The following is a 23,910-nucleotide window of genomic DNA, read 5'->3' on the forward strand; positions in this document are numbered from 1 at the left end:
CACCACGATTTTTGTAAAATTTTCTCAGGCTTTAAACAGTGATTTAGGTTGGTCATTCAGAAAAAATCCGGTGGCGATCATGTCATTTTTTGTGGTTGTGTCTTTAATAATGGGAGCGATATTTGCCCCATTATTAGCGCCTTATGATCCTTTTGACCCAGCCACCCTAAACTTGATGAATGGGTTTACGGGACCACTGACGCCTAACCAATTCACACAAGATGTTTTTGTTTTGGGGACTGATGATCAGGGTCGTGATGTCTTGTCCACCATTCTCTTTGGGATGCGAATATCTCTGTTTGTTGGGTTCTCGGCTGTTTTTCTGGCGATGATTTTGGGTGTAATTCTTGGTCTTTTAGCGGGTTACATCGGCGGATGGCTGGATGCTGTTATCATGAGGGTTGCTGACGTGCAGCTCACCTTTCCGTCTATTTTGGTTGCGATGTTGATTTTTGGTATCGCGAAAGGCGTCACGCCGGCGGAATTCCGTGATCAGGTAGCTATTTGGGTCCTCATTCTTGCCATTGGTCTGAGCGACTGGGTTCAATTTGCACGCGTGGTCCGCGGTGCTACTTTGGTTGAAAGGCAGAAGGAGTACGTTCAAGCGGCACAGCTCATCGGGCGAGCTAACTTAGCGGTGATGCTCAAACACATCCTGCCCAATGTTCTTAACCCCGTTTTGGTAATTGCCACAATTAGTTTGGCTTTGGCTATCATTGCCGAAGCTACTTTGAGTTTTTTGGGTGTGGGTGCTCCGCCTACTAAGCCGAGTTTGGGAACACTAATTCGTATCGGGCAAGAATATATGTTCTCTGGAGAATGGTGGATCTTGTTTTTCCCTGCGATCACTCTTTTGGCTCTCGCGCTATCGATAAATCTAATCGGTGATTGGTTGCGTGACGCTTTGAATCCGAGGCTACGCTGATGGTGCAACCTGTCCTCTCAATAAAGAGCCTGGTTGTGGAAATTCCCACTCGGAAAGGTATCCTCAGGCCAGTAGATCGAGTGAGTTATGACATTTTTCCAGGTGAAATTCTTGGTATCGTTGGCGAGTCCGGTGCAGGAAAGTCAATGACAGGGAACGCTGTAATTGGGTTGTTAGAGCGGCCGGCGCGAATTGTGTCAGGTGATGTGCTATTATCAGGGAACCCGATCCACAACTTATCAGCCTCTGAATTCCGTAAAATCAGGGGTAAAAAGATTGGTATGATCTTTCAGGATCCTTTGACTTCGTTAAACCCACTTTTAACTGTCCGAGAGCAACTGGTCGAAACCATCATTGAACATCTTGCGGTTTCGAAGAAAGAAGCGCAGGAGCGCGCCATCGCAGCCCTGGAAGAAGTCGGTATCCCTGCAGCGCGAGAGCGGATAGGTAGCTATCCCCACGAGTTCTCCGGCGGTATGAGGCAACGAGTGGTGATAGCTTTAGCATTATGCGCTGAGCCTGACTTAGTAATCGCAGATGAGCCGACTACGGCACTTGACGTGTCAGTTCAGGCTCAGATCATCGCACTTTTAAAGCGGTTGTGCCGAGAGCGTGGCGTCGGGGTTATGTTGGTTACTCATGACATGGGCGTAATTGCTGAGGCGGCAGATCGTGTAGCTGTCATGTATGCTGGAAGGTTGGCCGAGCTTGGCGCGGTGCAAGATGTGCTCACTGAGCCAAAGCATCCTTATACGTATGGGCTTATGGGCTCTACTCCGTTGGCAAGTAGAGGATTGAAACGATTGAAGCAGATCCCTGGTTCAATGCCGCGGTTAGGAGCTTTACCAGAAGGCTGTGCCTTTTCACCAAGATGCGATTTTGCTCAGGAAGTTTGTAAAACCGGATCTTCGCCATTTATCGCAGACGAGGATGCTCAAGCCGCATGTTGGTTCCCATTGCAGCACACTAAATTACGGTCGTCAAAATGAGTGTGATTGTCCGAGCAAAAGCGTTAAGACGCCTCTTTGATGTCTCCAAGCCCTGGTTGAACCGTGTTGTCGAAAGGGAGCCAAAGGCTTTTTTGACGGCTGTTGCAGATGTAGATTTTGAAATTGAGGAAGGCTCAGTTTACGCGTTAGTTGGTGAGAGTGGTTCTGGGAAATCAACTATCGGCAAAATGGTTGTAGGGTTAACTAGTGCAACTGATGGGACCATTGAAATTGATGGCACCGCGATAACTGGTAATGATCAGAAAGCAAAAATTTCTGAGGCTCGACAAAAACTGCAGATGATTTTTCAAGATCCATACGCATCCTTGAATCCGCGTTGGAAAGTACGTGACATTATAGCAGAGCCTGCAAAATTGAGAGGCTTTGAGACCAAAGGTTTGCCCGAAAGGTTGCTGCAACAAGTCGGTTTATCACCAGAGGATGCAGATAAGTATCCACATGAGTTTTCGGGTGGACAGCGGCAACGCATTTGCATTGCACGTGCTCTTTCGTCTGAGCCTAAGGTGATCGTGTGTGATGAGCCTACTTCTGCGCTGGATGTATCAGTGCAAAGCCAAGTTTTGAACTTGATGTCGGATTTGCAAGAGCAACTGGGTCTTACATATTTATTTATTAGCCATGATCTTACTGTTGTGGAGCACATGGCCGATAAGATTGGTGTGTTATATTTGGGAGCTTTGGTTGAAGAGGCCCCAAAGGAAACGCTTTTCGCTTCACCTTTGCATCCTTACACGCGTATGCTGTTTGATGCTGCGCCAAGATTGGATGGGTTTGGGCGAGAAATTGATGTGCCCAAAGGCGAAATACCTGACCCGATTAATCCTCCGCCTGGCTGCTCCTTTCATCCACGGTGTCCACTTGCTACAAGCTTGTGTAAAACGGTTCGCCCTCAGATGCGTTTGATTGGAGATACGCGCGTTTCTTGCCATCATGTTTAGACTATGCTTACACCCACTTTATTCCAGGTGTTTGGTGCTTAACTGTGGTTCGACATAGGCTTAATCCCGCCCCCGCAACCACTTTTTCCGAATGTCTCAAATCTAAGCTTAGCTGAGGTTTCTTACTTCATAATTGCTGCCTTCATGGTGGGTGAGAGGCAACTATGGAGCTACTGCTGGAATGGTTTAGTCATGACTATTGCGTTCCTACGCGCCCAAGATACAATTTTAAGGCGAGTCGATTGTAGTTCTTGGGAGGGATGACATGACGCCGTTTATGAAAAGCCTTATCGCACGCCCATGCTATACAGTGGGCCCTAAGGCTACACTGTCGGAAATCATCACGTTATTGGCAGAGCATAATATTGGTGCCGTTGTCGTCGAAAATGGCTCTGGTAAAGTGCAGGGCATCATTTCCGAGCGTGACATTGTGAGACACCTTGCAACTGAGCAAGACCTTAGTGGTTGGATTGCGCAGGACATCATGACCAAAAAAGTCGCTACGGTGACCACAAAGGCTCTGTCATCAGAGATGATGCAAGTGATGGCAGATCATAATTGCCGCCACCTGCCAATTCTAGACGACGGGAAGCTGGTGGGTGTAGTCTCAAATAAAGATGTGATGAACCGTACGCTTGAGAAGTATCAGGATGAGGCTGAAGCTATGAGGGCGTTCATCAATTCTTGATCATAGCAGATCAATTCATCATCCGTTCATGCACAGCTTGCATCCCACGATCCACCATGTCGCTTACCTCAGCGGCATGGCGATGTAACGCCGATACCAGCTCTGGATCGTTTGATGTTTGGGTCACTGCAACGCCGTTTTCGATGACTTCAATTTCAGTATCTATATGCTCACCGCGCATGAAGAAAACATCCAGCGTTGGGCTTTGAATAATGACTTGTGGGTCATCCTTCGCTTCAACACGTGCAATCATGCCCGTCACATGGCTCACCAGAGCGTTGAATGTATCAGGGTCACGGGTTGTTGTTACCGTATATATGCCGTTTTCCAGATTGCTCACCTCACGCTCAATTAATGTGAAGTTACGAAATAAGGTTTGCATTTCGGCAGTCTCACCCGCTGTCGTATTAGCCCCTCGAAGTCCTGGCATGGTATGTTCGTCATGCCCCATGCCATGGCCACCGTGCTGCGCATGAAGCCGCTCATGCCGGGTCATCATCTGTGCTTCAACGATATACGCACCTGCCGTGAGTGTGCTGAGAACTGCTATGCCTGCGAAAAGGTAACGTTTATTCATGGGATAGGTCTTTCTATAATTATCAAGCACTAAATCAGCGGGGCATACTGCGTACAAGTCCACGGATTGCCGCATGAGAACTAGCTATTCCAGTGTTGAGGGGTCAAATTATGCAATGAGAATTTCATTCAGTATCAGGCAACCCACACATTGCGCTTGTCGCCTTTAAGGCGATTGAGCTAGCCATGGGTATATATAATTTTCTGCTTCATCACCGATCAGATTTGACCCACTTTATGGCGCATTAATTTTGGCCGCAAAGTATACTAAAGTATTCATTTTGCCAAATTAAAACAATGCAGTACATTCTCAGTACGGGGAGGTATTTCGCATGTTTTCTAATGATGAAGCAGCTTTAGTTTTGCAGTTCTGTAGTCAGCTCACATCTGGAAAAGAAATGGATCCAGAGGTCTTTGGTATAAGTAAGCAGTGGCTTGAACGACAGGGTAATCAGATCAGTGTGACCGAAACCGGTCGGGCACTTTATGCGTCTTTGAAAGGCCAATCTTTGACGCGTTCTGCATGGAACGGATTCTAGCTTAGTTCTTAAACTTTATCATCAATGATGGTGCCATATCCCAGACCCATTGGCTCTATCCTAAGGCTTTGTCTTCACAGCTTGCGACAATCGTCGCGGCATGGGCATAAGTATCAAGCAAGGGAAGAGTAATATGAAGACGTTATCGGATCTGATATCGGGTCATTCTGGAACCTCACGCGCAATAGGTGCGCCAGGCCGTGGATGGATGACATATGACGGTCTCAGAAAATTATCACGAGATGTGAATAGTTCGCTGAGAAAAGCGGGCATCGGAGCGTCTGATCGTGTGGCTATTGTGCTTCCTAATGGGCCAGAAATGGCAGCGGCGTTTGTGACCATAGCTCAATCCGCTACTACAGCTCCTTTGAACCCTGCGTATCGGGAGGAAGAATTTGGGTTCTATCTCGAAGATTTAAAAGCGCGCGCGCTTGTTGTTGCAGCTGGATATGATGGTCCCGCGCTTGCCGTGGCAGAACGGTTTGGCATGATCGTTTTTGAGTTAACATCATTAGAACCTGCGGGTAATTTCACGCTCTCAGCGAATTTGACGGGCGAAGCCACAGCGGCCGTTCCAGGCGCTGATGACATTGCTCTCATACTTCACACATCCGGAACGACATCACGACCTAAAATTGTGCCGTTACTTCAATCAAATGTTGTCGCATCTGCTCAAAACATCATGAAGTCTTTGGCGCTGACCGAAGATGACTGCTGTCTAAATGTTATGCCGCTATTTCACATTCACGGCCTGGTCGCTGCTGTTAGCGCGTCTCTCGCCGCTGGATCGTCAATAAGCTGTGCGCCAGGGTTTGATGCATTAAAATTTTATGGTTGGCTGGAAGAGGTCGACCCGTCTTGGTACACGGCGGTGCCAACGATGCACCAAGCAATTCTAGCACGAGCTCCCCGCAACCAGGCCATTATTGAGAAGTCTCGCCTGCGTTTCTTGCGTTCCTCGTCGTCATCGTTGCCAGGTCCAGTAATGATACAGCTTGCTGAAACGTTTGGTGCGCCAGTTGTAGAGGCTTACGGCATGACCGAGGCTGCTCACCAAATGTGCTGTAACCCGATTGAACCAGGTCAACAAAAGCCAGGCGCTGTCGGGTTGCCGGCTGGGCCAGAGGTCCGCATTGCACACGAAACAGAAAATCGTTTGATTGATGGTCTTGGTGAAGTGAGCATATCGGGGCCAAATGTAACGCCTGGTTACGAGGCAAACCCAGAAGCTAATGAAAAGAACTTTTTTGAAGCAGAAGGAAAGCGTTGGTTTCGTACAGGTGATCAAGGCATGTTCGATGAAGACGGTTATTTGAGCCTCACTGGCCGTTTGAAGGAAATCATCAACCGAGGTGGAGAGAAAATCAGTCCATTGGAAGTAGACGGCATATTGTCGGATCATCCCAGCGTAGCCCAATGCGTTACATTTGCTATCCCGCACGACAAGTTGGGTGAGGAGGTTGGCGCAGCTGTCGTGTTGAAGGAAGGGCAAGTTGCCACCGATGCTGAGATCCGTGAGTTTTTAGCTGCGCGCTTAGCAGCATTTAAGGTCCCGCGCACAGTTCTTATCTTGGATGAAATCCCAAAAGGTGCCACCGGTAAACTTCAACGTATCGGGTTGGCTGAAAAACTGGGTCTTGCATAGAGGTATTTCTTTGAAAATTTGTATTTTTGGTGCAGGCGCAATTGGTGGCTATATGGCGGTAAAGTTAGCTCGAGTTGGAGCTAACGTCAGCCTGGTAGCGCGTGGTCCACATTTGAAAGCCATGCAACAGAACGGGCTAACTCTGATCGAGGAGAGCGGCAAAACAACCGTAGAGGTTAACGCGTCTGAAAACCCCGAGGAGCTAGGGGTCCAAGATTATGTTGTTGTCACGCTTAAAGCACATTCTGTACCTCCAGTCGTATCCAAGATGGCCCCGCTTATTGGGGATGGAACTGCGGTTGTATCAGGCGTCAATGGTGTGCCGTGGTGGTACTTTCACAAGATTGGTGGGCCTCTAGAAGGCACGCGTCTTGCGTCCGTGGATCCTGGAGATGCCCAATGGGATGCGTTTGGGCCAGATAGCGTGTTGGGGTGCGTTGTTTACCCTGCCGCTGAAGTTGTTGAGCCAGGTGTGATTAAACACATTGAGGGTAACCGATTTTCCTTAGGAGAACCTGACGGGTCTAAGTCAGAGCGCGCCATGGCATTATCGGCTGCTTTGTCCGAGGCGGGGTTAAAGGCTCCGGTACGCCCAAAGTTGCGAGACGAGATTTGGGTTAAGCTTTGGGGCAACCTGTCATTCAATCCCATCTCAGCACTTACACATGCTACATTGGATGTATTATGCACGGATGCCGGGACTAGAGAGGTTGCCCGAAACATGATGCTCGAGGCGCAACAAATAGCAGAGGCGCTTGGTGTGAAGTTTCCTATTGATGTCGATCGTCGAATTGATGGTGGTGCCGCAGTCGGCGCTCACAGAACCTCCATGTTGCAAGACTTAGATCTGGGCCGTCCGATGGAAATCGACGCCCTAGTGTCCTCTGTGCAAGAACTCGGAAAGATTACGGGTATCCCCACCCCAACCATTGATACGGTGTTGGCTCTGATCCGACTAAGAGCCCGCAGTGCTGGGCTTTACAGCTGACTTTTAAGTCGGACGCAGATCTTCTGCTAATTTCGATTGTTGGATGTTTAACAAGCAGCTGGATGCGATAAACTTTATTGTATTCTGGAAATCAATTTTGTTCCTAAAACCTTGAACATTTGTAAGGGTTCACCAAATATTTGGCCGTGGCTATGATGGGTGAGCGAATGGCGGACGTGTCCAATATTTCGGATATCCTTAACCGTCTACGAACGGCTAAAGATCCTGTAAAGTCTATGCAGGCCGCTGTACTTGAGTATGGCGGAAATTGGCAGGCAGAACGAGAAGGTGTCTTTTACGAAATTCAATTCTTAGGTTTCGTAGGATTAGGCGTCTCCTGCCAAGCTGCTGTGAGCGCTTGGATACGTGCAGCGGAAGCTCAAATCACAGTGGACACCAACGAATAATAATTTTACGTCTGAGTTTGCGGGCCTGTAGCTCAATTGGTTAGAGCAGAGCGCTCATAACGCTTTGGTTGCGGGTTCAAGTCCTGCCGGGCCTACCATAAAAACTTGCCCTATCGGGTGGGACTAAGATCCCGAAAAATCCAATGAAATTAATTTTTTCAAAAGCCCCACCAGCTCGTAAGTATATGCTTTGCAATGAAAATTATGCTCCTCGCCCGGGCGCCACTTCAAAAAACCAGAAAAAATGCGTTGATCTGCCTTTTGTGCCTCAGATGTGTTGAGCCACATATTCGGGACGTGTTCGGTCAGGTCGTTTGTCAAGAAACCCTTGCGATAACGCAACGGGTTGCGGCTGTCCGGCGCTGTGCTGGACTTAAGCGGCAGACCCACATAATCTATCTGAAATTATTCGACTGCTAATATGAGAGCAGAAGGAGCAGTTATACGTGTCGATGAAGTTTGACATCCTCACCAATGTCGCGCGGTTGCGCTATACGTTGGAAAAAATGGAGGCGTCAGTGGGCATTCACCAACTCACTGAGGCTGAGAAATATGTGCTGAGTGCCGCGGCATTGGCCGCAAAAGCAGACGGCTCATTTTCGCTTCATGATTTAGAGGCGCAGGATTTGATTGCGGACATGCCCGTGAGCACGAAATTCCGTACGCTGCGCTGCCTGATCGATAAGGGCAAGCTGAAGCGCGCAGGCGCAGGTCGCAAGTCCGATTATATTATCGTGGCTTGATCTTTTAATTTCCCGAGTAAGGCTGTGTTTATGCGGCATCCACTTATGACCGATCTTGTGGCCTTGGTCATGTGTTCGATCTTTTACGCAATGGCCTTTGAGGCCGTATTTGTTGTCTCGGATAAATTGCAGCAGTTCGTGCTACCTGACATTATTTATGCCAGCGTGCTGTTCTTCCCTCATGGTGTTCGAGTGCTGGCGGCCTATTTGTTTGGCTGGCGGAGCATCCTCTACCTACTGCCTATCAGCGCTGTCTATGCGGGGCTTGGGGGGGATGCGGCCACGATCCTCGAAGGGCTTGTTCTGGCATTGGGGAGCCTCGTGGCCTGCGTGCTGGCCTTCGAGGTATTGAGCCGCTTTGACTTTATTGAGCGTAATTATCTCTCGGTTTCAATCGATTGGAAAAGTCTGGTTCTCGCAGGTGCGTTTGGTGCAATGATGAATGCGGCCCTGCACTACACTTTGGATGTAACAGACGTGCGGGCCTCTGGCGCTATTTTTGCTGGAGATGTTCTTGGCTTTGCAGTGGTGTTGCTCATCGCGATGATGGGCTTTCGGCTCTTGCGAGAGTTGAAATAGCTTTGAAAAAAGCGGAAATAGCAAGCGCACGCCCCGAAAAATGGACGTGCGCTCGTTGTAAATGCTTACGCGGCCAGTTTCGAAGTGATTTCGATCTGGCGTTTGATTTGATACAGCCGCTAGGAAGAAGAACCCGATAATGTCCAACTGTTTGCGCGATGCGGCCAAGGCGCCTGTGGCGGCGAACAGGGCCACGCCCACGTAATCAAGGGTTTCAATCGAGGTCATCGGCGGCACGCTCCAGATATATTTTCTGCGATCTTAACGGCTCTTGCCGCGCTTCTAAAGGAGCGCGCTTTTTGGTTTGTGATGAGATCACTTTACTTTCTCAGTCAAGCGCATAAGTCAGGGGCAACCCATTTCATCCAGTCTTATCATAGGCGGTCTGCTATGCCCTTTGAGAGTAAATTATTTTCACCCGTAACTATGCGCGGGCTCACCTTCCGCAATCGTATCGTGCTCTCGCCGCTGTGTATGTATTCCGCACAGGATGGTTTGGCCTCTGATTTTCACGCGTCCCACCTGTCAGCGTTTGCGCGCGGCGGGGTGGGATTGGTCTTTACCGAAGCGACTGCGGTCGAGCCGCGCGGACGGATCACGCCCAAATGTTTGGGAATTTGGAACGATGCGCAGGTGGAGGCGTTCAAACCCATCACGCGGTTCATCACTGAGATGGGCGCGGTGCCTGCAATCCAATTGGCCCATGCGGGGCGCAAAGCCAGTAGCGCACCCCCATGGGGTGGCGGCAAGCCTGTTGCCCCCGATGACACAACATGGGGCGAGGGGGGGTGGCAAACAGTTGCGCCCTCTGGCCTGCCTGTAGCCGATGGGTGGCCAAGCCCCAAAGCGTTGAGTGTGGATGAGAACGCGGGGCTGATTGCGGCCTTTGCCGATGCCGCAAAACGCGCGCTTGCCGCAGGGTTCAAGGTGATCGAAATTCACGGCGCGCATGGGTATTTGATCCATAGCTTTTTGTCCCCCGCCACCAATCAGCGCAATGATGCCTATGGTGGGGATCTTGAGGGGCGGATGCGCTTTCCCTTGGAGGTCAGCCGCGCGGTGCGCGCGGTTTGGCCTGAGAAACTTCCCCTGTTTTTCCGTATCTCTGCGGTGGATGCAGGGGGGTGGTCGCTTGAGGATTCCGTCACGCTGGCCAAGGCGCTCAAGGCGATTGGGGTTGATGTGATTGATTGCTCATCAGGTGGGATCGCGGGCGCGCCCGCCTTCCGCGCCAGTGATGATGGGCGGCCTTTACCTGCAGGCGGACAGCGACCTTTGGGATTTCAGGTGCCCTATGCCGAGGCGATGGAGCGCGAAGCAGGTATTGCTGCCATGGCGGTTGGACGGATCGTGGACGGGCAGCAGGCCGAGGATATCCTGCAAGAGGGGCGCGCCAGTTTCATCGCCTTGGGGCGGGAATTGATGCATGATCCGTTTTGGCCCCTTCACGCCGCCGAGGCCCTTGGCGAGGCGGATGCCTTTTCGCTCTGGCCTGAACAATATCGCTGGGCGATCGTGCGCCGTGCCGAGCTTGGGCAATATCAGGGGGGCTGACTTAAGCTCTGCTGTCAAAAAGGCCAGAAGCCAAAATTACCCCTGTGGCCACCAAAATTACACCGGTCAATTTGATCAGTGTAACAGTCTCGCCCAGAAACAGCGCACCCCCGATCAAGGCGAGAACGGGCGTCAATGCGCCAAAGGCAGCGGTTTGCGCAGCCCCCAATTGGCGCACGGCGATAGAGTAGAGAACCAATGCCAAAACAGCGATCAAAACACCCTGAAGTACAGCCATGACGAGAAAGTCCTGCAGACTTACTCCCGCAAAACTGACATTCCCTGAGAGGGCCAAGAATGGCGCCACGGCGAGGGTTCCCCAGAATAGCCCAATCACCAAACCATGCAGAGGCGTGAACCCGCTTTGTTTGAAATAGACTGCATAAATTGCCCACAGGAAAGAGCCAGATAAAAATAGGATATGTCCGCGCCATGCGCCGTCTACGCTGCTATGTATGACTTGCCAAAGTCCCACCATTAAAGCGCCGATAAAGATTACAATTAAGCCGATATAACGCGGCCTTGAAGGACGCTCTCCCGTCATAAACACCATGACGATAGCCGTCCAAAATGGTAGCATTCCTGGTGCCAAGACCCCCGCATCCGAGGCTGGCGCAAAGAACAAACCCATTGAGATTATGTAGGGAAAGAGCGCACTAGCCCCAAGTCCCAGCATGATTGCGCCTGTCACGCTTTGGCCGTACGGGACCACGCCTAATTTCAGCATAAGTGGGATCGTGATCAAAAATCCTGTGCCAAGGCGTAGAAGCAAGACCTCCTCCACTGTAAAATTCGTGCTGACGGCAAACCGCGTGCCGACCAGAAACAGGGCCCATATCGTGACAGTCGCTAGAGCGGCGAAAAGACCTTTGAGGGGAAGGGTCATTGGCGGGTGTCATCCATCATTGCAAAGGGGTTTTGCGCGCGGAAGCTGCGCAGCCCGACCATCGCGCGGATTGTGGCCCAAATGCAAGGGGTGGGTTGCATAGCGGCTATGCACCAATCACCGCTTGACTTCTCATCTAAGATACACGAGGTGCAAGGCCTGTACCCGCGTGATCGCGTGAGAGAGTTGTGCCCGACAGACGGGCCGAGCGGGGCATCACCACTCAGTATCCCAACACGCAGGGTTCCTGATACAGCGATAGGGTGGCGGGAAGGCCAATGTCGTTGTGAACCCGAAACGGCTGCCTATCATTTGGCGGCCAAACGGCTTTGTGCGCGCTTTGCATAGGGCTTTGTGAAAAGGATATCTCTTTGTTTGATTTTGATATGCTGGGACTTGAGCCCACATTGAACGCGGCGTTGAAAGCCGCAAACTTGTCCGAACCCACCCCGATCCAGAACCAAGCCATTCCTTTGGCCTTGGAAGGGCACGATATTATGGGTCTGGCGCAAACAGGTACAGGCAAGACGCTGGCCTTCGGTTTGCCGCTGATCAACCATTTGTTGGGCAAGCAGGGCAAGCCTGAACCAAAAACCGTCAAGGCATTGGTGCTTGCGCCAACGCGTGAATTGGTGAACCAAATCGCAGACAGCCTCAAGCCTCTGACGGCAGGGTCCAAGTTGCGGGTTCATTCTGTGGTGGGGGGGCAATCGATCCCCAAGCAGATCAACCTTCTTGCGCGCGGCACTGATATTTTGGTGGCCACACCCGGTCGCTTGATTGACCTGCTCAATCGCCGCGCGGTTGATCTCAGCCAAACGCGCCATCTGGTTTTGGACGAGGCCGATCAAATGCTTGATCTGGGCTTTATCCATGCGCTGCGTCAAATCGCGCCGCATTTGGCAACCCCGCGTCAAACCATGCTGTTCTCGGCCACCATGCCTAAGCAGATGGAAGAATTGTCGAGCGCCTATTTGAATAACCCCCGCCGTGTTCAAGTTTCGCCTCCAGGAAAAGCGGCAGATAAGATCACGCAGTCGGTGCATTTTGTCTCTAAGGGCGATAAACCTGCCAAACTGCGCGAAATCCTGAGCCGCGATTTGGACGCGCTGACGCTTGTTTTTGCGCGCACAAAACATGGTGCGGAAAAGCTGATGAAAGGCTTGGTTGAGGATGGCTATGAGGCCGCATCGATCCACGGCAACAAAAGCCAAGGTCAGCGCGATCGTGCCATCAAACAATTCCGCGCGGGTGAGATCACTGTGTTGGTCGCAACCGATGTTGCGGCCCGTGGCATCGATATCCCAGGTGTGGCTTATGTGGTCAATTATGATTTGCCAGATGTGCCTGAGAATTACGTCCATCGTATTGGCCGCACGGCCCGCGCAGGGCGCGAGGGAGAGGCAATTGCCTTTTGCGCCGCTGATGAAATGGATTTGCTGCGCCAAGTGCAAAAGCTGATGAAACTCGAAATCCCCGTGGCCAGCGGCAGCGCGCCCGAGGGGGCCGAGCAAGGTGGCGGTCGCCCGCATCGCGGCGGCCCTCGCCGTGGCTTTAAGCCAAAGGCCAATGCAGGGCATGGCGCGGCGGATGGCAAACCGCGTCATCGCCGCCGTGGCAAACCCGCCCGCGGGCCACGCCAAAAGGCAGCATAATCTTAAAAAAAAGGGGGCCATGCGCCCCCTTTTTTCTTTGCACCCCCGTCCTTCGGGGTTTAGCAAAAGCACCAAAGTGTTTCTTGGGAGGGGACAAGATGGTGGTGCGTGTGGCGGTCATTGGCGCAGGCGTGATGGGGGCGGATCATGCAAAGATCATCGCCCAAGATGTGCCGAATGCCTGTTTGCAACTTGTCTGCGACATGGATGGCGCGCGGGCGCGCGCCGTGGCTGATGCGACAAGTGCGGTTGATTGCACAGATGACCCCGAAGCCGCGCTGTTGCGCGAAGATATTGATGCGGTGATTATCGCCTCGCCCGATTTTACCCATGCACCTTACACCAAGACGCTGATTGCACGCGGCAAGCGGGTTTTGTGTGAAAAGCCCCTAAGCCAAAAGATTGACGAATGTTTGGATGTGATGGCCGCCGAACAGGCGACAGGGGCGCCCCATATCATGGTTGGCTTCATGCGCCGCTATGATCGCGCCTATTTGGATATGCGCGAAGCCCTTGCCAAAGGTGTGTTGGGGCGGGCTTTGATGATGCATAACTTTCACCGCAACCTCGCCACGCCTTATTCCAGTTTCACGGGGGCCATGGCGATTACCAATTCCGCGCCGCATGAGTTTGACATCGCGCGGTATCTTTTGGGGGTGGAGGTGACCACGATCACCGCCCATCAGCCTAGGCGCAGCGATGATGTTGTGGCGCCCGTGGTGATGGTTCTGGAAACCGATGATGATCAATTGATCACAGTCGAGGTCAATAATAACGCCGCCTACGGATATGATGTGCGCGCAGAATTGGTCGGCGAGCTTGGCAGTATCTCAACCAACAAAGTGGCGCATTCCCGCCTTGATGCGCGGCTGAGTTCGGCGATCCGCTATGACGAGGATTGGCGCGGTCATTACCATGATGCCTATGTCGCGCAAAATCGCGATTTCATGGGATTTGTGCAAACGGGTATTTTGCCAGAAGCGGCTGCCAGCACATGGGATGGCTATGCCGCCGCCCTTGTTGCGGATACAGGCGTGCGTGCCTTGCTCTCGGGCGTCAAAGAGCGGGTTGAAATGATCAAAAAACCCGCCTTTTACGCTTAGGCCCGTTCCATCAAATCTCGGGTCATGGCCGCGTGATTTGCCAAGAGTTTGCTCATATCCATGCAGACCAACTGCCCCTCTTCAACAATGACCTTGCCATTGATGATGGTGTAATTGGTCTTGCCTGAGCCGCAGAACAACAGACCTGCAAGGAGATCCCATTGCGCTCCTGCAAAATCGATGCCGCGTGTATCAAAGGCAGCAAGATCGGCGGCATAGCCCTTGGCAAGCACCCCGATATCATCGCGGCCTAGAACAGACGCGCCGCCACGGGTTGCCACCGCCAAAGCCTCGCGCGCGGTCATCGCATCGCCCCCTTTCATGACGCGCTGCAGCAGCATGGCTTGGCGCGCCTCATTGAGCATGTGGCCGCTGTCATTGGAGGCCGAGCCATCAACCCCAAGCCCCACCTTAACCCCCGCATCCAGACAGTGACGGACGGGTGCAATGCCACTGGCCAACCGCATATTCGAGCAGGGGCAATGCGCAATACCCGTGCCTGTTCGAGCGAAGAGATTGATCTCGCCCTCATCCAATTGAACGCAATGGGCGTGCCAAACATCATGGCCTGTCCAACCAACCGCCTCGATATATTCACCCGGGCGCATCCCAAAGGTCGCAAGGCTATAGTCGATATCCTCGACATTCTCGGCCAGATGCGTGTGCATCCCGACCCCGTAGCTGCGCGCCATAGTGGCGGTTTCACGCATCAAATCCATGCTGACGGAGAAAGGCGAACACGGGGCCAAAGCCACCCGCCGCATGGCATAGCGGCTGGCGTCATGATGGGTTTCGATCAGGCGTTGGCAATCGGCCAGAATGGCGGGTTCGGCTTCGGTCAGACGATCTGGGGGAAGCCCCCCTTTGCTTTCGCCAATGCTCATCGAGCCGCGAGTGCCGTGAAAGCGCAAACCGATATCTTCGGCAGCGGCAAAGCTATCTTCAAGCCGCGCGCCATTGGGATAGAGATACAGATGATCAGAGGAGGTTGTGCAGCCCGTCATCGCCAATTCCGCCATGGCCAAGGCCCCTGACCAATAAATATGATCTGGCCCGATATTGCACCAGATGGGGTAAAGGGTCTGCAACCAACCAAAAAGCGGTGCGTTTTGCGCTGCAGGCACGGCGCGGGTGAGGTTTTGGAACATATGGTGATGGGTGTTCACCATTCCTGGGATCACCACATGGCCGCGCATATCAATCACGCAATCTGCGCTTTGCGGCAAATCCGCGGTTTTTCCAACCGCCTCGATCACCCCGCCGCGTGCGAACAGCGCGCCATCGGTGATCTCATCGCCATAGGGCGCATCTGGGCGCGCCTCCATCGTGCACAGAAGATCTGCGTGTTTGATCAAAAGCGTCTCTTGCGCCATGGGTGCCGTCCTGTTGGTTATCGTGCAAGTCTGCATCATATACGGGCATTTGCGTGCAAGTTAAGCGTTTTGGCTGCGGGCGGCGCGACAAAATTCTTGCCAAACGCGAAAACCCTCGCTTTCATTGTTGTTAACACAGCCGCTCAGGTCTCTACGCCGCATCGACGCCTGAGGATGTGACGGCATATGACGGGGTAAAGCGGCAGGTTAAATTCTCGATGGAGGTTTCGTTTCTTCTGAATGGAGAGGCCGTGCAGGTCTCGACCCATCCCACTGCGACATTGCTCGATTGGCTGCGCGGAGCGCGGGGTCTGACGGGCACAAAGGAAGGGTGCAACGAGGGCGATTGTGGGGCCTGCAGCGTGGTGGTTCAGGATCTTGACGGGGTTCGCGCGGTTAATGCCTGCATTCTGTTTTTGCCCCAGATTGATGGCAAAGCCATTCGCACCGTTGAGGGCATTGGTGCTGACGCGCTGCACCCTGTCCAAGAGGCCATGATTACGCATCACGGGTCGCAATGCGGCTTTTGCACGCCCGGCTTTATTGCTTCGATGGTCGCAGGCCATGCCAATGGGCGCCGTGATCACGACACGGTTTTGGCAGGCAATTTGTGCCGTTGCACGGGCTATGCCCCGATTATCCGCGCGGCACAAGCGGCCGAAGATGGCGCGCAACCCGCGTGGCTTGCGCGCGATGCAGCATGGGTGGCCACAGCACAAAAAAGCATCCATGCCCCGCAAAACAGCGATGAATTGGCAACGCTTTATGCTGCAAAACCTGACGCCTTATTGATTGCGGGGGCCACCGATATAGGCCTTTGGGTAACCAAACAGTTGCGCGATTTTGACGAGGTGATTTTTCTCAACCAATGCGCTGATCTGGCTGATGTGCAGTTGGACGAAGATGAAATTCGCTTGGGCGCAATGGTTAGCATGGCGCAGGTGCATCAGGTGATGGCGCAGTATCACCCCAGTTATGCCGAGATGATCCGCCGCTATGGGTCAGAGCAGGTAAGAAACGCCGCCACAATCGGCGGGAATATCGCGAATGGCTCACCCATTGGGGATAACCCGCCCGCATTGATTGCGCTTGGCGCGCGTCTGCATTTGCGCAAGGGCGATGTGCGGCGTGCGATTGAGATTGAAGATTTCTTTATCGACTACGGCCACCAAGACCGCGCAAGCGGGGAATTTCTCGAAGCGGTCACTTTGCTGAAATCCGCGCCTGATTTGCGGTGTTACAAACTGTCGAAACGCTTTGATCAGGATATTTCTGCCGTTTGCGGTGCGTTCAATGTCGTGGTCAAAAATGGTATTGTTCAAGACGCGCGTCTGGCATTTGGCGGTATGGCAGGAACGCCCAAACTGGCCCGCGCGGCAATGGCCGCGTTGATCGACCAACCTTGGGGCGAGGCTACAATCGCGGCTGCTGCCGCAGCCTTAGCTAATGATTTCACGCCGCTCTCTGACATGCGGGCATCAGCCGCCTATCGGATGGCAGCGGCGCAAGGCATGATGTGGCGCTATTACGCCGAACGCCAAGGCACACCCCTATCCGTGCTGGAGGTGACCCCATGAGCGTTCACGCCCCCATGGCCCATGACAGCGCGCGCCTGCACGTTACGGGGGGCGCGCGCTATGTCGATGATATTCCAACTCCGCAGGGCTGCTTGCATCTGGCCTTTGCCCTGTCGCCCGTGGCGCGTGGGGTGATCCGCGGGTTGGATCTTGCCGCTATGAAGGCCGCACCAGGCGTGGTCGCGGTGCTTGTTGCTGCTGATCTGCCCTTTGCCAATGATGTCAGCCCTTCGGTGCATGACGAACCTTTATTGGCGACAGATCGGGTGCATTACATGGGGCAGCCCGTGGCCTTGGTTGTGGCAGATACTCACCTTGCGGCGCGCAAAGCTGCGCGGCTTTTGCAGATTGAGATTGAGGCGGAGCCACCGATCCTCAGCATTGAGGATGCACTGGCCGCGGAGAGTTATTTTGAAGATGGCCCGCGTGTTTGGGCCAAGGGGAACACAACAGCCGCTCTTGGTCAGGCAAAGCGCCGCCTGCAAGGTGAAATCACCATGGGCGGGCAAGAGCATTTCTATCTGGAAGGTCAAGTCGCCTTGGCCCTTCCACAAGAGGGCGGGGATATGGTGATCCACAGCTCGACCCAACACCCGACTGAGATACAGCACAAAGTGGCCGATGCTTTGGGCCTGTCCATGCATGGGGTGCGGGTGGAGTGTCGGCGTATGGGGGGTGGCTTTGGCGGCAAGGAAAGCCAAGGCAACGCATTGGCTGTGGCCTGTGCCGTGGCTGCGCTTCAGACAGGGCGCGCCTGCAAAATGCGCTATGATCGCGATGATGACATGATCATCACGGGCAAACGGCATGATTTTCGTATTGCCTATGATGTGGGCTTTGATGATCAAGGCCAGATCGAAGCGGTGCGGTTCACGCAGATCACGCGGGGCGGCTGGGCGCAGGATTTAACCGCACCCGTTGCGGATCGCGCTATGTTGCACGCCGATAACGCCTATCTTTTGCCCCATGCGGAAATCACTTCGCTGCGGTTAAAGACCAATATGCAATCGGCTACGGCCTTTCGCGGGTTTGGGGGGCCGCAGGGCGTTTTGGGGATTGAACGGGTGATGGATCATATCGCCCATGATTTGGGCCTTGATCCCGCAATTGTGCGGCGCAGAAATTACTATGCTGCCCCAAAGAGCGCCGCGCGTGCAGGGCTTGCGAACACCACCCCCTATGGGATGGAGGTGCGCGATTTTCTGCTGCATGAGATGACAGATCAACTGCTGTCTGATTGCGATTACGCAGCGCGGCGTGCAGAAATTGCAGCGTGGAATGAAACCTCGCCCATCCTGAAACGTGGCATTGCGTTTTCCCCGGTGAAATTCGGAATTTCCTTCACCCTCACCCATCTCAATCAGGCGGGTGCGCTGGTCCATCTGTATCAAGATGGGTCAATTATGATGAACCATGGCGGCACGGAAATGGGACAGGGCCTATTCCAAAAATTGGCCCAAGTGGCGGCAAGCCGTTTTGGGGTTGGGGTTGATCAGGTAAAGATCACCGCGACCGACACGGCCAAGGTTCCTAATACTTCGGCCACCGCGGCCTCATCAGGGAGTGATCTGAACGGGATGGCAGTTCTGGCCGCGTGTGACGCCATTCGCTCCCGCATGGCCGAGTTTCTGGGCCAAGGGGCAGAGGTGCGGTTTGCCGATGGCCGTGTCATGTGGGGCGACCAAAATATCAGTTTCGCCAAGGCTGTGGCGGCCTGTTATCAGGCGCGCGTTGGGCTTTCGGCCACGGGATTTTACAAAACCCCCGATTTGTCATGGGATCGCGCCGCAGGGCAGGGCAGGCCCTTCTTTTATTTTGCGCATGGTGCCGCCGTGAGTGAGGTGGTCATTGACCGATTGACGGGCGAGAACCGTATCTTGCGCGCCGATATTTTGCATGATGTGGGCGCATCGCTGAACCCTGCGCTTGATCGCGGGCAGGTTGAGGGCGGCTATGTCCAAGGCGCGGGATGGCTTATGACCGAGGAATTGGTCTGGGATGATCGGGGCCATTTGCGCACCCATGCGCCATCCACCTATAAAATACCTGCCTGTTCGGATCGGCCCGCGATTTTTAACGTGGCGCTTGTGGATGGTGAAAACCCCGAAGCCACGATTTATCGCTCAAAGGCGGTGGGTGAGCCGCCCTTTATGCTGGGCATATCCGCCTTTCTGGCTGTGTCAGACGCAATTTCGGCCTGCGGTGGGGGCTATCCAAATCTGGATGCACCTGCAACGCCTGAACGTATTTTGCGCGCCATCCAAGGCTTGCAACCATGAGCCTTGATTTGGCATATTTGCGCGCTTGTGCGGCACGGGGGCCGTTTGTGCGGATTTTGATCACGCGCACGGCGGGGTCTGTCCCGCGCGAGGCGGGCACCTCCATGATCGTTTGGGCCGAAGGTCAAGAGGGCACAATTGGCGGGGGGCGTCTTGAATGGGAGGCTGTGGCAGAGGCCCGCGCGATGCTGCCGCAAGGCGGGATCGCGGTGCGGAACTATCCGCTTGGGCCACATTTGGGTCAATGCTGCGGCGGGTTCGTCAGCGTGGTGTTCGAGGTCTTTGCGAAAGATATTCCTGACAGTTTGCCCTATGCGCGGCCGCTTGGACCAAATGCGCATTGGGGCGCAAAAATCGCGCGCGCAGCCGAGCGTCTGCATCCATCCCACAGCCCTGCTGTTGTTGGGGATTGGCTGATCGAAACTGGGCCTGCCGCCCCGCATCAAATTTGGATCTGGGGGGCGGGTCATGTAGGGCAGGCCTTGGTGGGTGTGCTTGCGCCTTTGCCTGATCTAGCCCTGACTTGGGTGGATATCGCGCAGTCTCGATTTCCCGAGGTCATCCCCCCCAATGTCACGTCATTGATCGTGCAGAAGCCGCAAGGGGTGGTGCGCCACGCGCCAAAGGCGGCTGATCATATCATCGTGACCCATAGCCACTCCCTTGATCTCGAACTGTGCCATGCCCTGCTTGGTCATGAGTTTGGCAGCGCAGGATTAATCGGGTCAGCCACAAAATGGGCGCGGTTTAAAGGCAGATTATCGGCGCTTGGTCATAGCATCGCACAAATTTCACGCATATCCTGCCCAATAGGGGATATATCCTTGGGCAAACACCCGCAGGCCATTGCCTTGGGGGTTGCCACAGCCTTGCTGTCTCGGGCAGAAGAGGCAGCACATAAAAACACGGGGGCAATGTGAAGCTTCTTGAATTGCAGGGACTGACCAAAGCCTATCCAGGCGTCATCGCGAATAGCGATGTTAGCTTTGATATCGACAAGGGCCAGATCCACGCCGTGCTTGGCGAAAATGGTGCAGGCAAGTCGACCTTGGTCAAGACCATCTATGGTCTTGTGCGCCCCGATGAGGGGCAGATGCTGCTTGAGGGCGCGCCATTTGCCCCCAGTGACCCGCGCGCTGCGCGCGCCGCAGGCGTCGCGATGGTGTTTCAGCATTTCTCGCTGTTTGACGCAATGAGCGTGGCGGAGAATATTGCGCTTGGTATGGAAAACCCACCCAAGACGCAGGACCTTGCAGCGCAAATTCGGGCTGCATCTGAGAATTATGGGCTGCCTTTATCGCCTGATCGGATTGTGGGCGATCTATCAGCGGGCGAGCGGCAACGGGTCGAGATCATTCGCTGTTTGCTGCAGAATCCCAAGCTTTTGATCATGGATGAGCCAACCAGCGTCCTGACCCCGCAAGAGGTCGATATCCTGTTTGGCACATTGCGTCTATTGGCGTCTGAAGGGACATCAATCCTTTATATTTCGCACAAACTTGAGGAAATCCGCGCTTTGTGTGAGCACGCTACTGTTTTGCGCCAAGGTGAGGTTGTGGGCACCTTTGACCCACGCGAAATGAGCAACCGTGACATGGCCGAGATGATGGTGGGCAAGACCCTTACCGCGCCAAAACGCGCGGCTGTCTTCACTGGACAGCCCTTGTTGCAAGTATTGGGCCTGAGCGCGCCCGCGCCGCACCAATTCGGAACAAGCCTGAAAGAGATCAGCTTTACCCTACAAGCGGGCGAGGTCTTGGGGATCGGAGGTGTTGCGGGCAATGGTCAGGATGAATTGGTCGCAGCCCTGTCCGGAGAGATGCGCACACATGCTGATATGATCCTATTAGAGGGTCAGGGTATTGGCGCCGATGGGCCAAATGCCCGCCGCGCCCTTGGCCTTTGTGCCGCGCCAGAGGAGCGTAATGGCCACGCCGCCGCCCCCGATATGAGCCTAGTGGAAAACGCATTGATGACCGCGAAAACGCGGCTTTCTTTGTTGAAAAACGGGTTTATTGATTGGCCGCGCAGTCGGGCCTTCGCCCAAGAGGTGATCGCGCGTTTCGATGTGCGCACGCCAAGCCCCGAAACCGCCGCGCGTGCGCTGTCGGGCGGGAATTTGCAGAAATTCGTAATCGGGCGCGAGATCAGCCAAAACCCGCGCGTTTTGGTGATCAACCAACCCACATGGGGCGTTGATGCTGCGGCCGCGGCTGCGATCCGTCAGGCCTTGCTGGACTTGGCCAGTGCAGGATCAGCGGTGCTTGTGATCTCGCAAGACCTTGAGGAGGTGTTGGAAATCACTGACCGCTTCGCGGCATTGAACGAAGGCACCTTATCACAAGCGGTGCCAACATCGGGGCTGACCATGGAGAAAATCGGGTTGATGCTCGGTGGTGCGCATGATCTGGAGGTGGCCCATGCTTAGGCTTGAGAAACGGCCACAGCCTTCGCGCGGGTGGACATATGGCGCGCCCGTCTTGGCGGTGATTTTGACCATCATTCTTGGCATGGGTCTGTTTGCGATTTTGGGCAAAGACCCATTGATCGCGATCAAGACGATTTTCTGGGATCCAATCTTTGGCCCCTTTGCGCATTTTTACCGCCCCGAGATTGTCAAGAAAGCTGCCCCTTTGGTGCTGATCGCCGTGGGGCTGTCCTTTGGGTTTCGGGCGGGAATTTGGAATATCGGTGCCGAAGGTCAGTATATCATCGGCGCAATTTGCGGGGCAGGAGTGGCCTTGGCCTTTTACCCGATGGAGGCGCGCTGGTTGATCTTTCCGCTGATGATCGTTGCGGGGCTCTTGGGGGGGCTTCTTTGGGCGATGATCCCTGCGATTTTACGGGTGGTGTTCAAGACCAACGAAATCCTTGTATCGCTGATGCTGGTCTATGTGGCCGAGGTTTTGATCAAGGCCTTTTCCATTGGCCTTTTGCGCAACCCCGAGGGGTTTGGCATGCCTGGAAGCCGCAATTTGCGGCAATACCCATCGGCCGCCAATTTGGATTTGATCCCCAACACAGGCTTTCATTGGGGGGCTTTAGCGGCGCTGATGGCCGTGGTGGGGGCCTATATCCTATTCACCCGACATCAGTTTGGCTTCAACGTGCGCCTTGCGGGGCAAAGCCCGCGGGCGGCGGGATTCGCAGGGGTCAATGCTAATCGCCTTGTGATCTTATGTATGGGTATATCGGGCGCGCTTGCGGGACTTGCAGGATTGTTTGAGGTGGCAGGGCCATCGGGGCAGATCCTTGGTTCTTTCCCCGCCTTTTACGGGTTTACCGCAATTATCGTGGCCTTTTTGGGGCGGTTGCATCCTGTGGGCATTCTTTTTGCGGGGCTCATCATGGCGCTGACCTATATCGGTGGACAGGCGGCTGAGGCACAGTTGAACCTGCCTGCAGCGGCAATTTTGACCTTTCAGGGCATGTTGCTCTTTTGCCTTTTGGCTGTGGATGTGTTGACCAATTATCGCTTCAAATTCGGCCAAGGGGAGGCGCGCTGATGGATATCAATCCAATCCTGCTTTTGGCCGCGCTGATGGTGGCCTCAACGCCGATCTTGCTTGCGGCAATCGGTGAGTTGGTGGTCGAGCGCGCGGGGGTGCTGAACCTTGGGGTTGAGGGGATGATGATTGTCGGCGCGGTCTGCGGCTATATTGCGGGCCATTCAAGCGGCAACCCTTATTTCGGCTTTCTGGGGGCGGCTAGTGCGGGTGCAGTCGTTTCCTTGGTCTTTGCCGTATTGACCCAATTTCTTTTGACCAATCAGGTCGCCACAGGTTTGGGCCTGACGATGTTCGGCCTGGGCCTGTCATCGCTGATCGGGCAAGATGCGGTTGGATCACCTGATTTGACCGTGGCGAAGCTCTCTTTCCCCATTTTGTCCGATATTCCGGTTTTGGGGCCGATCCTGTTTCGTCATGATCTGATGGTCTATCTGAGCATTGCCATCGTGGCGGGGGTTTGGGCGTTTTTGAAATATAGCCGTGCGGGTCTGATCCTGCGGGCTGTGGGTGAGAATCACGAAGCCGCGCATGCGCTAGGGTATAATGTGCGCCGTGTGCGCGTTCTTGCGATTGTATTTGGTGGGGCCTGTGCAGGGCTTGCAGGGGCCTATATCAGCCTTGTCCGCGTGCCCCAATGGATTGACGGGATCACAGCAGGCGCAGGCTGGATTGCTTTGGCTATTGTGGTTTTCGCCTCTTGGAAGCCATGGCGCTTGATTGCAGGTGCCTATCTTTTTGGCGGTGTCACTGTTCTTCAGCTTAATTTGCAGGCAGAAGGCTTGAAAATTCCTGTCGAATATCTGTCAATGGCCCCATACCTTGCGACCATCATCGTCCTTGTGATGATACGCGCAGGACGGGCGCCTGCCTCATTGGGCAAACCCTTTCACCCCTCGTCATGAGGGTTTCAGCAACGACCAGAGCCTGATCTCTGGC

23 protein-coding genes, 1 tRNA gene and 1 pseudogene are annotated in these 23,910 nt (G+C 54.0%); 20 read left to right on the forward strand and 5 right to left on the reverse strand.

Going from position 1 to position 23,910, the window contains the following annotated elements:
* Positions 1-7: 7 nt before the first annotated feature.
* From AAC621_RS10205 to AAC621_RS10220, 4 genes are all read left to right on the forward strand, one after another.
* Positions 8-925: an ABC transporter permease gene (locus AAC621_RS10205; RefSeq protein ID WP_445322522.1), complete on the forward strand. Its 918-nt coding sequence runs from the start codon at positions 8-10 to the stop codon at positions 923-925.
* The gene (locus tag AAC621_RS10210) at positions 925-1,914 is read left to right on the forward strand and encodes an ABC transporter ATP-binding protein (protein WP_340255186.1); all 990 of its coding nucleotides are present in this window, start codon (positions 925-927) and stop codon (positions 1,912-1,914) included. The genes AAC621_RS10205 and AAC621_RS10210 overlap by 1 nt, the downstream gene beginning before the upstream one ends.
* Entirely contained in the window at positions 1,911-2,873 is a 963-nt protein-coding gene (locus AAC621_RS10215; protein ID WP_340255188.1) for an ABC transporter ATP-binding protein, read from the forward strand. Before AAC621_RS10210 ends, AAC621_RS10215 begins: the two co-directional genes overlap by 4 nt.
* Positions 2,874-3,138: 265 nt before the next feature.
* The gene (locus tag AAC621_RS10220; protein WP_340255191.1) at positions 3,139-3,561 is read left to right on the forward strand and encodes a CBS domain-containing protein; all 423 of its coding nucleotides are present in this window, start codon (positions 3,139-3,141) and stop codon (positions 3,559-3,561) included.
* A gap of 10 nt (positions 3,562-3,571) precedes the next feature.
* Here AAC621_RS10220 and AAC621_RS10225 read toward each other — a convergent pair whose 3' ends face one another.
* Positions 3,572-4,138 carry a hypothetical protein gene (locus tag AAC621_RS10225; RefSeq protein WP_340255194.1) on the reverse strand — a complete coding sequence of 189 codons (567 nt, stop codon included), beginning with the start codon at positions 4,136-4,138 and terminating at the stop codon, positions 3,572-3,574.
* A 331-nt stretch (positions 4,139-4,469) separates the two neighbouring features.
* On the opposite strand from AAC621_RS10225, the gene AAC621_RS10230 reads away from it, so the two are divergent.
* The 5 genes from AAC621_RS10230 (at position 4,470) to AAC621_RS10250 (ending at position 7,814) form a co-directional block, all read left to right on the forward strand.
* The gene (locus AAC621_RS10230; protein WP_340245311.1) at positions 4,470-4,676 is read left to right on the forward strand and encodes a hypothetical protein; all 207 of its coding nucleotides are present in this window, start codon (positions 4,470-4,472) and stop codon (positions 4,674-4,676) included.
* Between the two features lie 133 nt (positions 4,677-4,809).
* Positions 4,810-6,321 (forward strand): AMP-binding protein, encoded by a 1,512-nt coding sequence (locus AAC621_RS10235; protein ID WP_340255197.1) that lies wholly within the window; start codon positions 4,810-4,812, stop codon positions 6,319-6,321.
* Between the two features lie 10 nt (positions 6,322-6,331).
* Positions 6,332-7,309, forward strand: coding sequence for a 2-dehydropantoate 2-reductase (locus tag AAC621_RS10240; RefSeq protein ID WP_340255200.1), 978 nt, complete (start codon positions 6,332-6,334; stop codon positions 7,307-7,309).
* A gap of 167 nt (positions 7,310-7,476) precedes the next feature.
* Positions 7,477-7,716: a hypothetical protein gene (locus AAC621_RS10245; protein ID WP_340255203.1), complete on the forward strand. Its 240-nt coding sequence runs from the start codon at positions 7,477-7,479 to the stop codon at positions 7,714-7,716.
* Between the two features lie 21 nt (positions 7,717-7,737).
* Positions 7,738-7,814, forward strand: a tRNA-Ile gene (locus tag AAC621_RS10250).
* A gap of 25 nt (positions 7,815-7,839) precedes the next feature.
* On the opposite strand, the gene AAC621_RS10255 is transcribed toward AAC621_RS10250, so the two are convergent.
* Positions 7,840-8,106, reverse strand: a complete 267-nt coding sequence (locus tag AAC621_RS10255; protein ID WP_340255206.1) for a hypothetical protein — start codon at positions 8,104-8,106, stop codon at positions 7,840-7,842.
* A 56-nt stretch (positions 8,107-8,162) separates the two neighbouring features.
* Between AAC621_RS10255 and AAC621_RS10260 the strand changes: the two genes are divergently transcribed.
* A complete protein-coding gene (locus tag AAC621_RS10260) occupies positions 8,163-8,459 on the forward strand; it encodes a hypothetical protein (RefSeq protein ID WP_317655336.1) in 297 nt (98 codons plus the stop codon).
* A 30-nt stretch (positions 8,460-8,489) separates the two neighbouring features.
* Positions 8,490-9,038, forward strand: a complete 549-nt coding sequence (locus AAC621_RS10265; RefSeq protein WP_340256544.1) for a hypothetical protein — start codon at positions 8,490-8,492, stop codon at positions 9,036-9,038.
* A 123-nt stretch (positions 9,039-9,161) separates the two neighbouring features.
* On the opposite strand, the pseudogene AAC621_RS10270 reads toward AAC621_RS10265, so the two are convergent.
* Positions 9,162-9,266, reverse strand: a pseudogene (locus AAC621_RS10270) (TRIC cation channel family protein); the annotation flags it as partial.
* A gap of 162 nt (positions 9,267-9,428) precedes the next feature.
* Between AAC621_RS10270 and AAC621_RS10275 the strand changes: the two are divergent.
* On the forward strand, positions 9,429-10,592 hold the full coding sequence (locus AAC621_RS10275) for an NADH:flavin oxidoreductase/NADH oxidase (protein WP_340255215.1): 1,164 nt from the start codon (positions 9,429-9,431) through the stop codon (positions 10,590-10,592).
* 1 nt (position 10,593) lies between these two features.
* Here the strand turns inward: AAC621_RS10275 and AAC621_RS10280 are convergent, their stop codons facing one another.
* Entirely contained in the window at positions 10,594-11,478 is an 885-nt protein-coding gene (locus AAC621_RS10280) for a DMT family transporter (RefSeq protein WP_340255220.1), read from the reverse strand.
* Between the two features lie 371 nt (positions 11,479-11,849).
* Between AAC621_RS10280 and AAC621_RS10285 the strand changes: the two genes are divergently transcribed.
* Together AAC621_RS10285 and AAC621_RS10290 are read left to right on the forward strand one after the other, a co-directional pair.
* Positions 11,850-13,133, forward strand: coding sequence for a DEAD/DEAH box helicase (locus tag AAC621_RS10285; RefSeq protein ID WP_340255223.1), 1,284 nt, complete (start codon positions 11,850-11,852; stop codon positions 13,131-13,133).
* Positions 13,134-13,231: 98 nt separating this feature from the next.
* Entirely contained in the window at positions 13,232-14,236 is a 1,005-nt protein-coding gene (locus AAC621_RS10290) for a Gfo/Idh/MocA family oxidoreductase (protein WP_340255227.1), read from the forward strand.
* On the opposite strand, the gene AAC621_RS10295 is transcribed toward AAC621_RS10290, so the two are convergent.
* The gene (locus tag AAC621_RS10295) at positions 14,233-15,609 is read right to left on the reverse strand and encodes an 8-oxoguanine deaminase (protein ID WP_340255232.1); all 1,377 of its coding nucleotides are present in this window, start codon (positions 15,607-15,609) and stop codon (positions 14,233-14,235) included. The two genes, AAC621_RS10290 and AAC621_RS10295, sit on opposite strands and share 4 nt — an antisense overlap.
* Positions 15,610-15,827: 218 nt before the next feature.
* Between AAC621_RS10295 and xdhA the strand changes: the two genes are divergently transcribed.
* From xdhA to AAC621_RS10325, 6 genes are read left to right on the forward strand one after another with little or no spacing between them, the layout of a single operon-like run.
* Positions 15,828-17,186 (forward strand): xanthine dehydrogenase small subunit, encoded by a 1,359-nt coding sequence (xdhA, locus tag AAC621_RS10300; RefSeq protein ID WP_340256470.1) that lies wholly within the window; start codon positions 15,828-15,830, stop codon positions 17,184-17,186.
* The gene (xdhB, locus tag AAC621_RS10305) at positions 17,183-19,465 is read left to right on the forward strand and encodes a xanthine dehydrogenase molybdopterin binding subunit (RefSeq protein WP_340255237.1); all 2,283 of its coding nucleotides are present in this window, start codon (positions 17,183-17,185) and stop codon (positions 19,463-19,465) included. The genes xdhA and xdhB overlap by 4 nt, the downstream gene beginning before the upstream one ends.
* A complete protein-coding gene (gene xdhC / locus AAC621_RS10310; protein WP_340255242.1) occupies positions 19,462-20,385 on the forward strand; it encodes a xanthine dehydrogenase accessory protein XdhC in 924 nt (307 codons plus the stop codon). The genes xdhB and xdhC overlap by 4 nt, the downstream gene beginning before the upstream one ends.
* Positions 20,382-21,893, forward strand: a complete 1,512-nt coding sequence (locus AAC621_RS10315) for an ABC transporter ATP-binding protein (RefSeq protein ID WP_340255246.1) — start codon at positions 20,382-20,384, stop codon at positions 21,891-21,893. Before xdhC ends, AAC621_RS10315 begins: the two co-directional genes overlap by 4 nt.
* Positions 21,886-22,971 carry an ABC transporter permease gene (locus AAC621_RS10320; RefSeq protein WP_340255251.1) on the forward strand — a complete coding sequence of 362 codons (1,086 nt, stop codon included), beginning with the start codon at positions 21,886-21,888 and terminating at the stop codon, positions 22,969-22,971. The genes AAC621_RS10315 and AAC621_RS10320 overlap by 8 nt, the downstream gene beginning before the upstream one ends.
* Entirely contained in the window at positions 22,971-23,876 is a 906-nt protein-coding gene (locus AAC621_RS10325) for an ABC transporter permease (RefSeq protein ID WP_340255254.1), read from the forward strand. The genes AAC621_RS10320 and AAC621_RS10325 overlap by 1 nt, the downstream gene beginning before the upstream one ends.
* Positions 23,877-23,910: the final 34 nt, after the last annotated feature.

It is taken from the genome of Roseobacter sp. HKCC-CH-9208, from assembly GCF_037805125.1.
Lineage (GTDB): Bacteria > Pseudomonadota > Alphaproteobacteria > Rhodobacterales > Rhodobacteraceae > M30B80.

Excerpts from the sequence above, each read along its gene's own strand:
- AAC621_RS10235 (WP_340255197.1), top strand. The coding sequence starts at position 4,810 with ATGAAGACGTTATCGGATCTGATATCGGGTCATTCTGGAACCTCACGC.
- xdhC (WP_340255242.1), top strand. The coding sequence starts at position 19,462 with ATGAGCCTTGATTTGGCATATTTGCGCGCTTGTGCGGCACGGGGGCCG.
- AAC621_RS10230 (WP_340245311.1), top strand. The coding sequence starts at position 4,470 with ATGTTTTCTAATGATGAAGCAGCTTTAGTTTTGCAGTTCTGTAGTCAG.
- AAC621_RS10245 (WP_340255203.1), top strand. The coding sequence starts at position 7,477 with ATGGCGGACGTGTCCAATATTTCGGATATCCTTAACCGTCTACGAACG.
- AAC621_RS10215 (WP_340255188.1), top strand. The coding sequence starts at position 1,911 with ATGAGTGTGATTGTCCGAGCAAAAGCGTTAAGACGCCTCTTTGATGTC.
- AAC621_RS10275 (WP_340255215.1), top strand. The coding sequence starts at position 9,429 with ATGCCCTTTGAGAGTAAATTATTTTCACCCGTAACTATGCGCGGGCTC.
- xdhA (WP_340256470.1), top strand. The coding sequence starts at position 15,828 with ATGGAGGTTTCGTTTCTTCTGAATGGAGAGGCCGTGCAGGTCTCGACC.
- AAC621_RS10225 (WP_340255194.1), bottom strand. The coding sequence starts at position 4,138 with ATGAATAAACGTTACCTTTTCGCAGGCATAGCAGTTCTCAGCACACTC.
- AAC621_RS10220 (WP_340255191.1), top strand. The coding sequence starts at position 3,139 with ATGACGCCGTTTATGAAAAGCCTTATCGCACGCCCATGCTATACAGTG.
- AAC621_RS10290 (WP_340255227.1), top strand. The coding sequence starts at position 13,232 with ATGGTGGTGCGTGTGGCGGTCATTGGCGCAGGCGTGATGGGGGCGGAT.
- AAC621_RS10265 (WP_340256544.1), top strand. The coding sequence starts at position 8,490 with ATGCGGCATCCACTTATGACCGATCTTGTGGCCTTGGTCATGTGTTCG.
- AAC621_RS10320 (WP_340255251.1), top strand. The coding sequence starts at position 21,886 with ATGCTTAGGCTTGAGAAACGGCCACAGCCTTCGCGCGGGTGGACATAT.
- AAC621_RS10210 (WP_340255186.1), top strand. The coding sequence starts at position 925 with ATGGTGCAACCTGTCCTCTCAATAAAGAGCCTGGTTGTGGAAATTCCC.
- xdhB (WP_340255237.1), top strand. The coding sequence starts at position 17,183 with ATGAGCGTTCACGCCCCCATGGCCCATGACAGCGCGCGCCTGCACGTT.
- AAC621_RS10325 (WP_340255254.1), top strand. The coding sequence starts at position 22,971 with ATGGATATCAATCCAATCCTGCTTTTGGCCGCGCTGATGGTGGCCTCA.
- AAC621_RS10280 (WP_340255220.1), bottom strand. The coding sequence starts at position 11,478 with ATGACCCTTCCCCTCAAAGGTCTTTTCGCCGCTCTAGCGACTGTCACG.
- AAC621_RS10295 (WP_340255232.1), bottom strand. The coding sequence starts at position 15,609 with ATGGCGCAAGAGACGCTTTTGATCAAACACGCAGATCTTCTGTGCACG.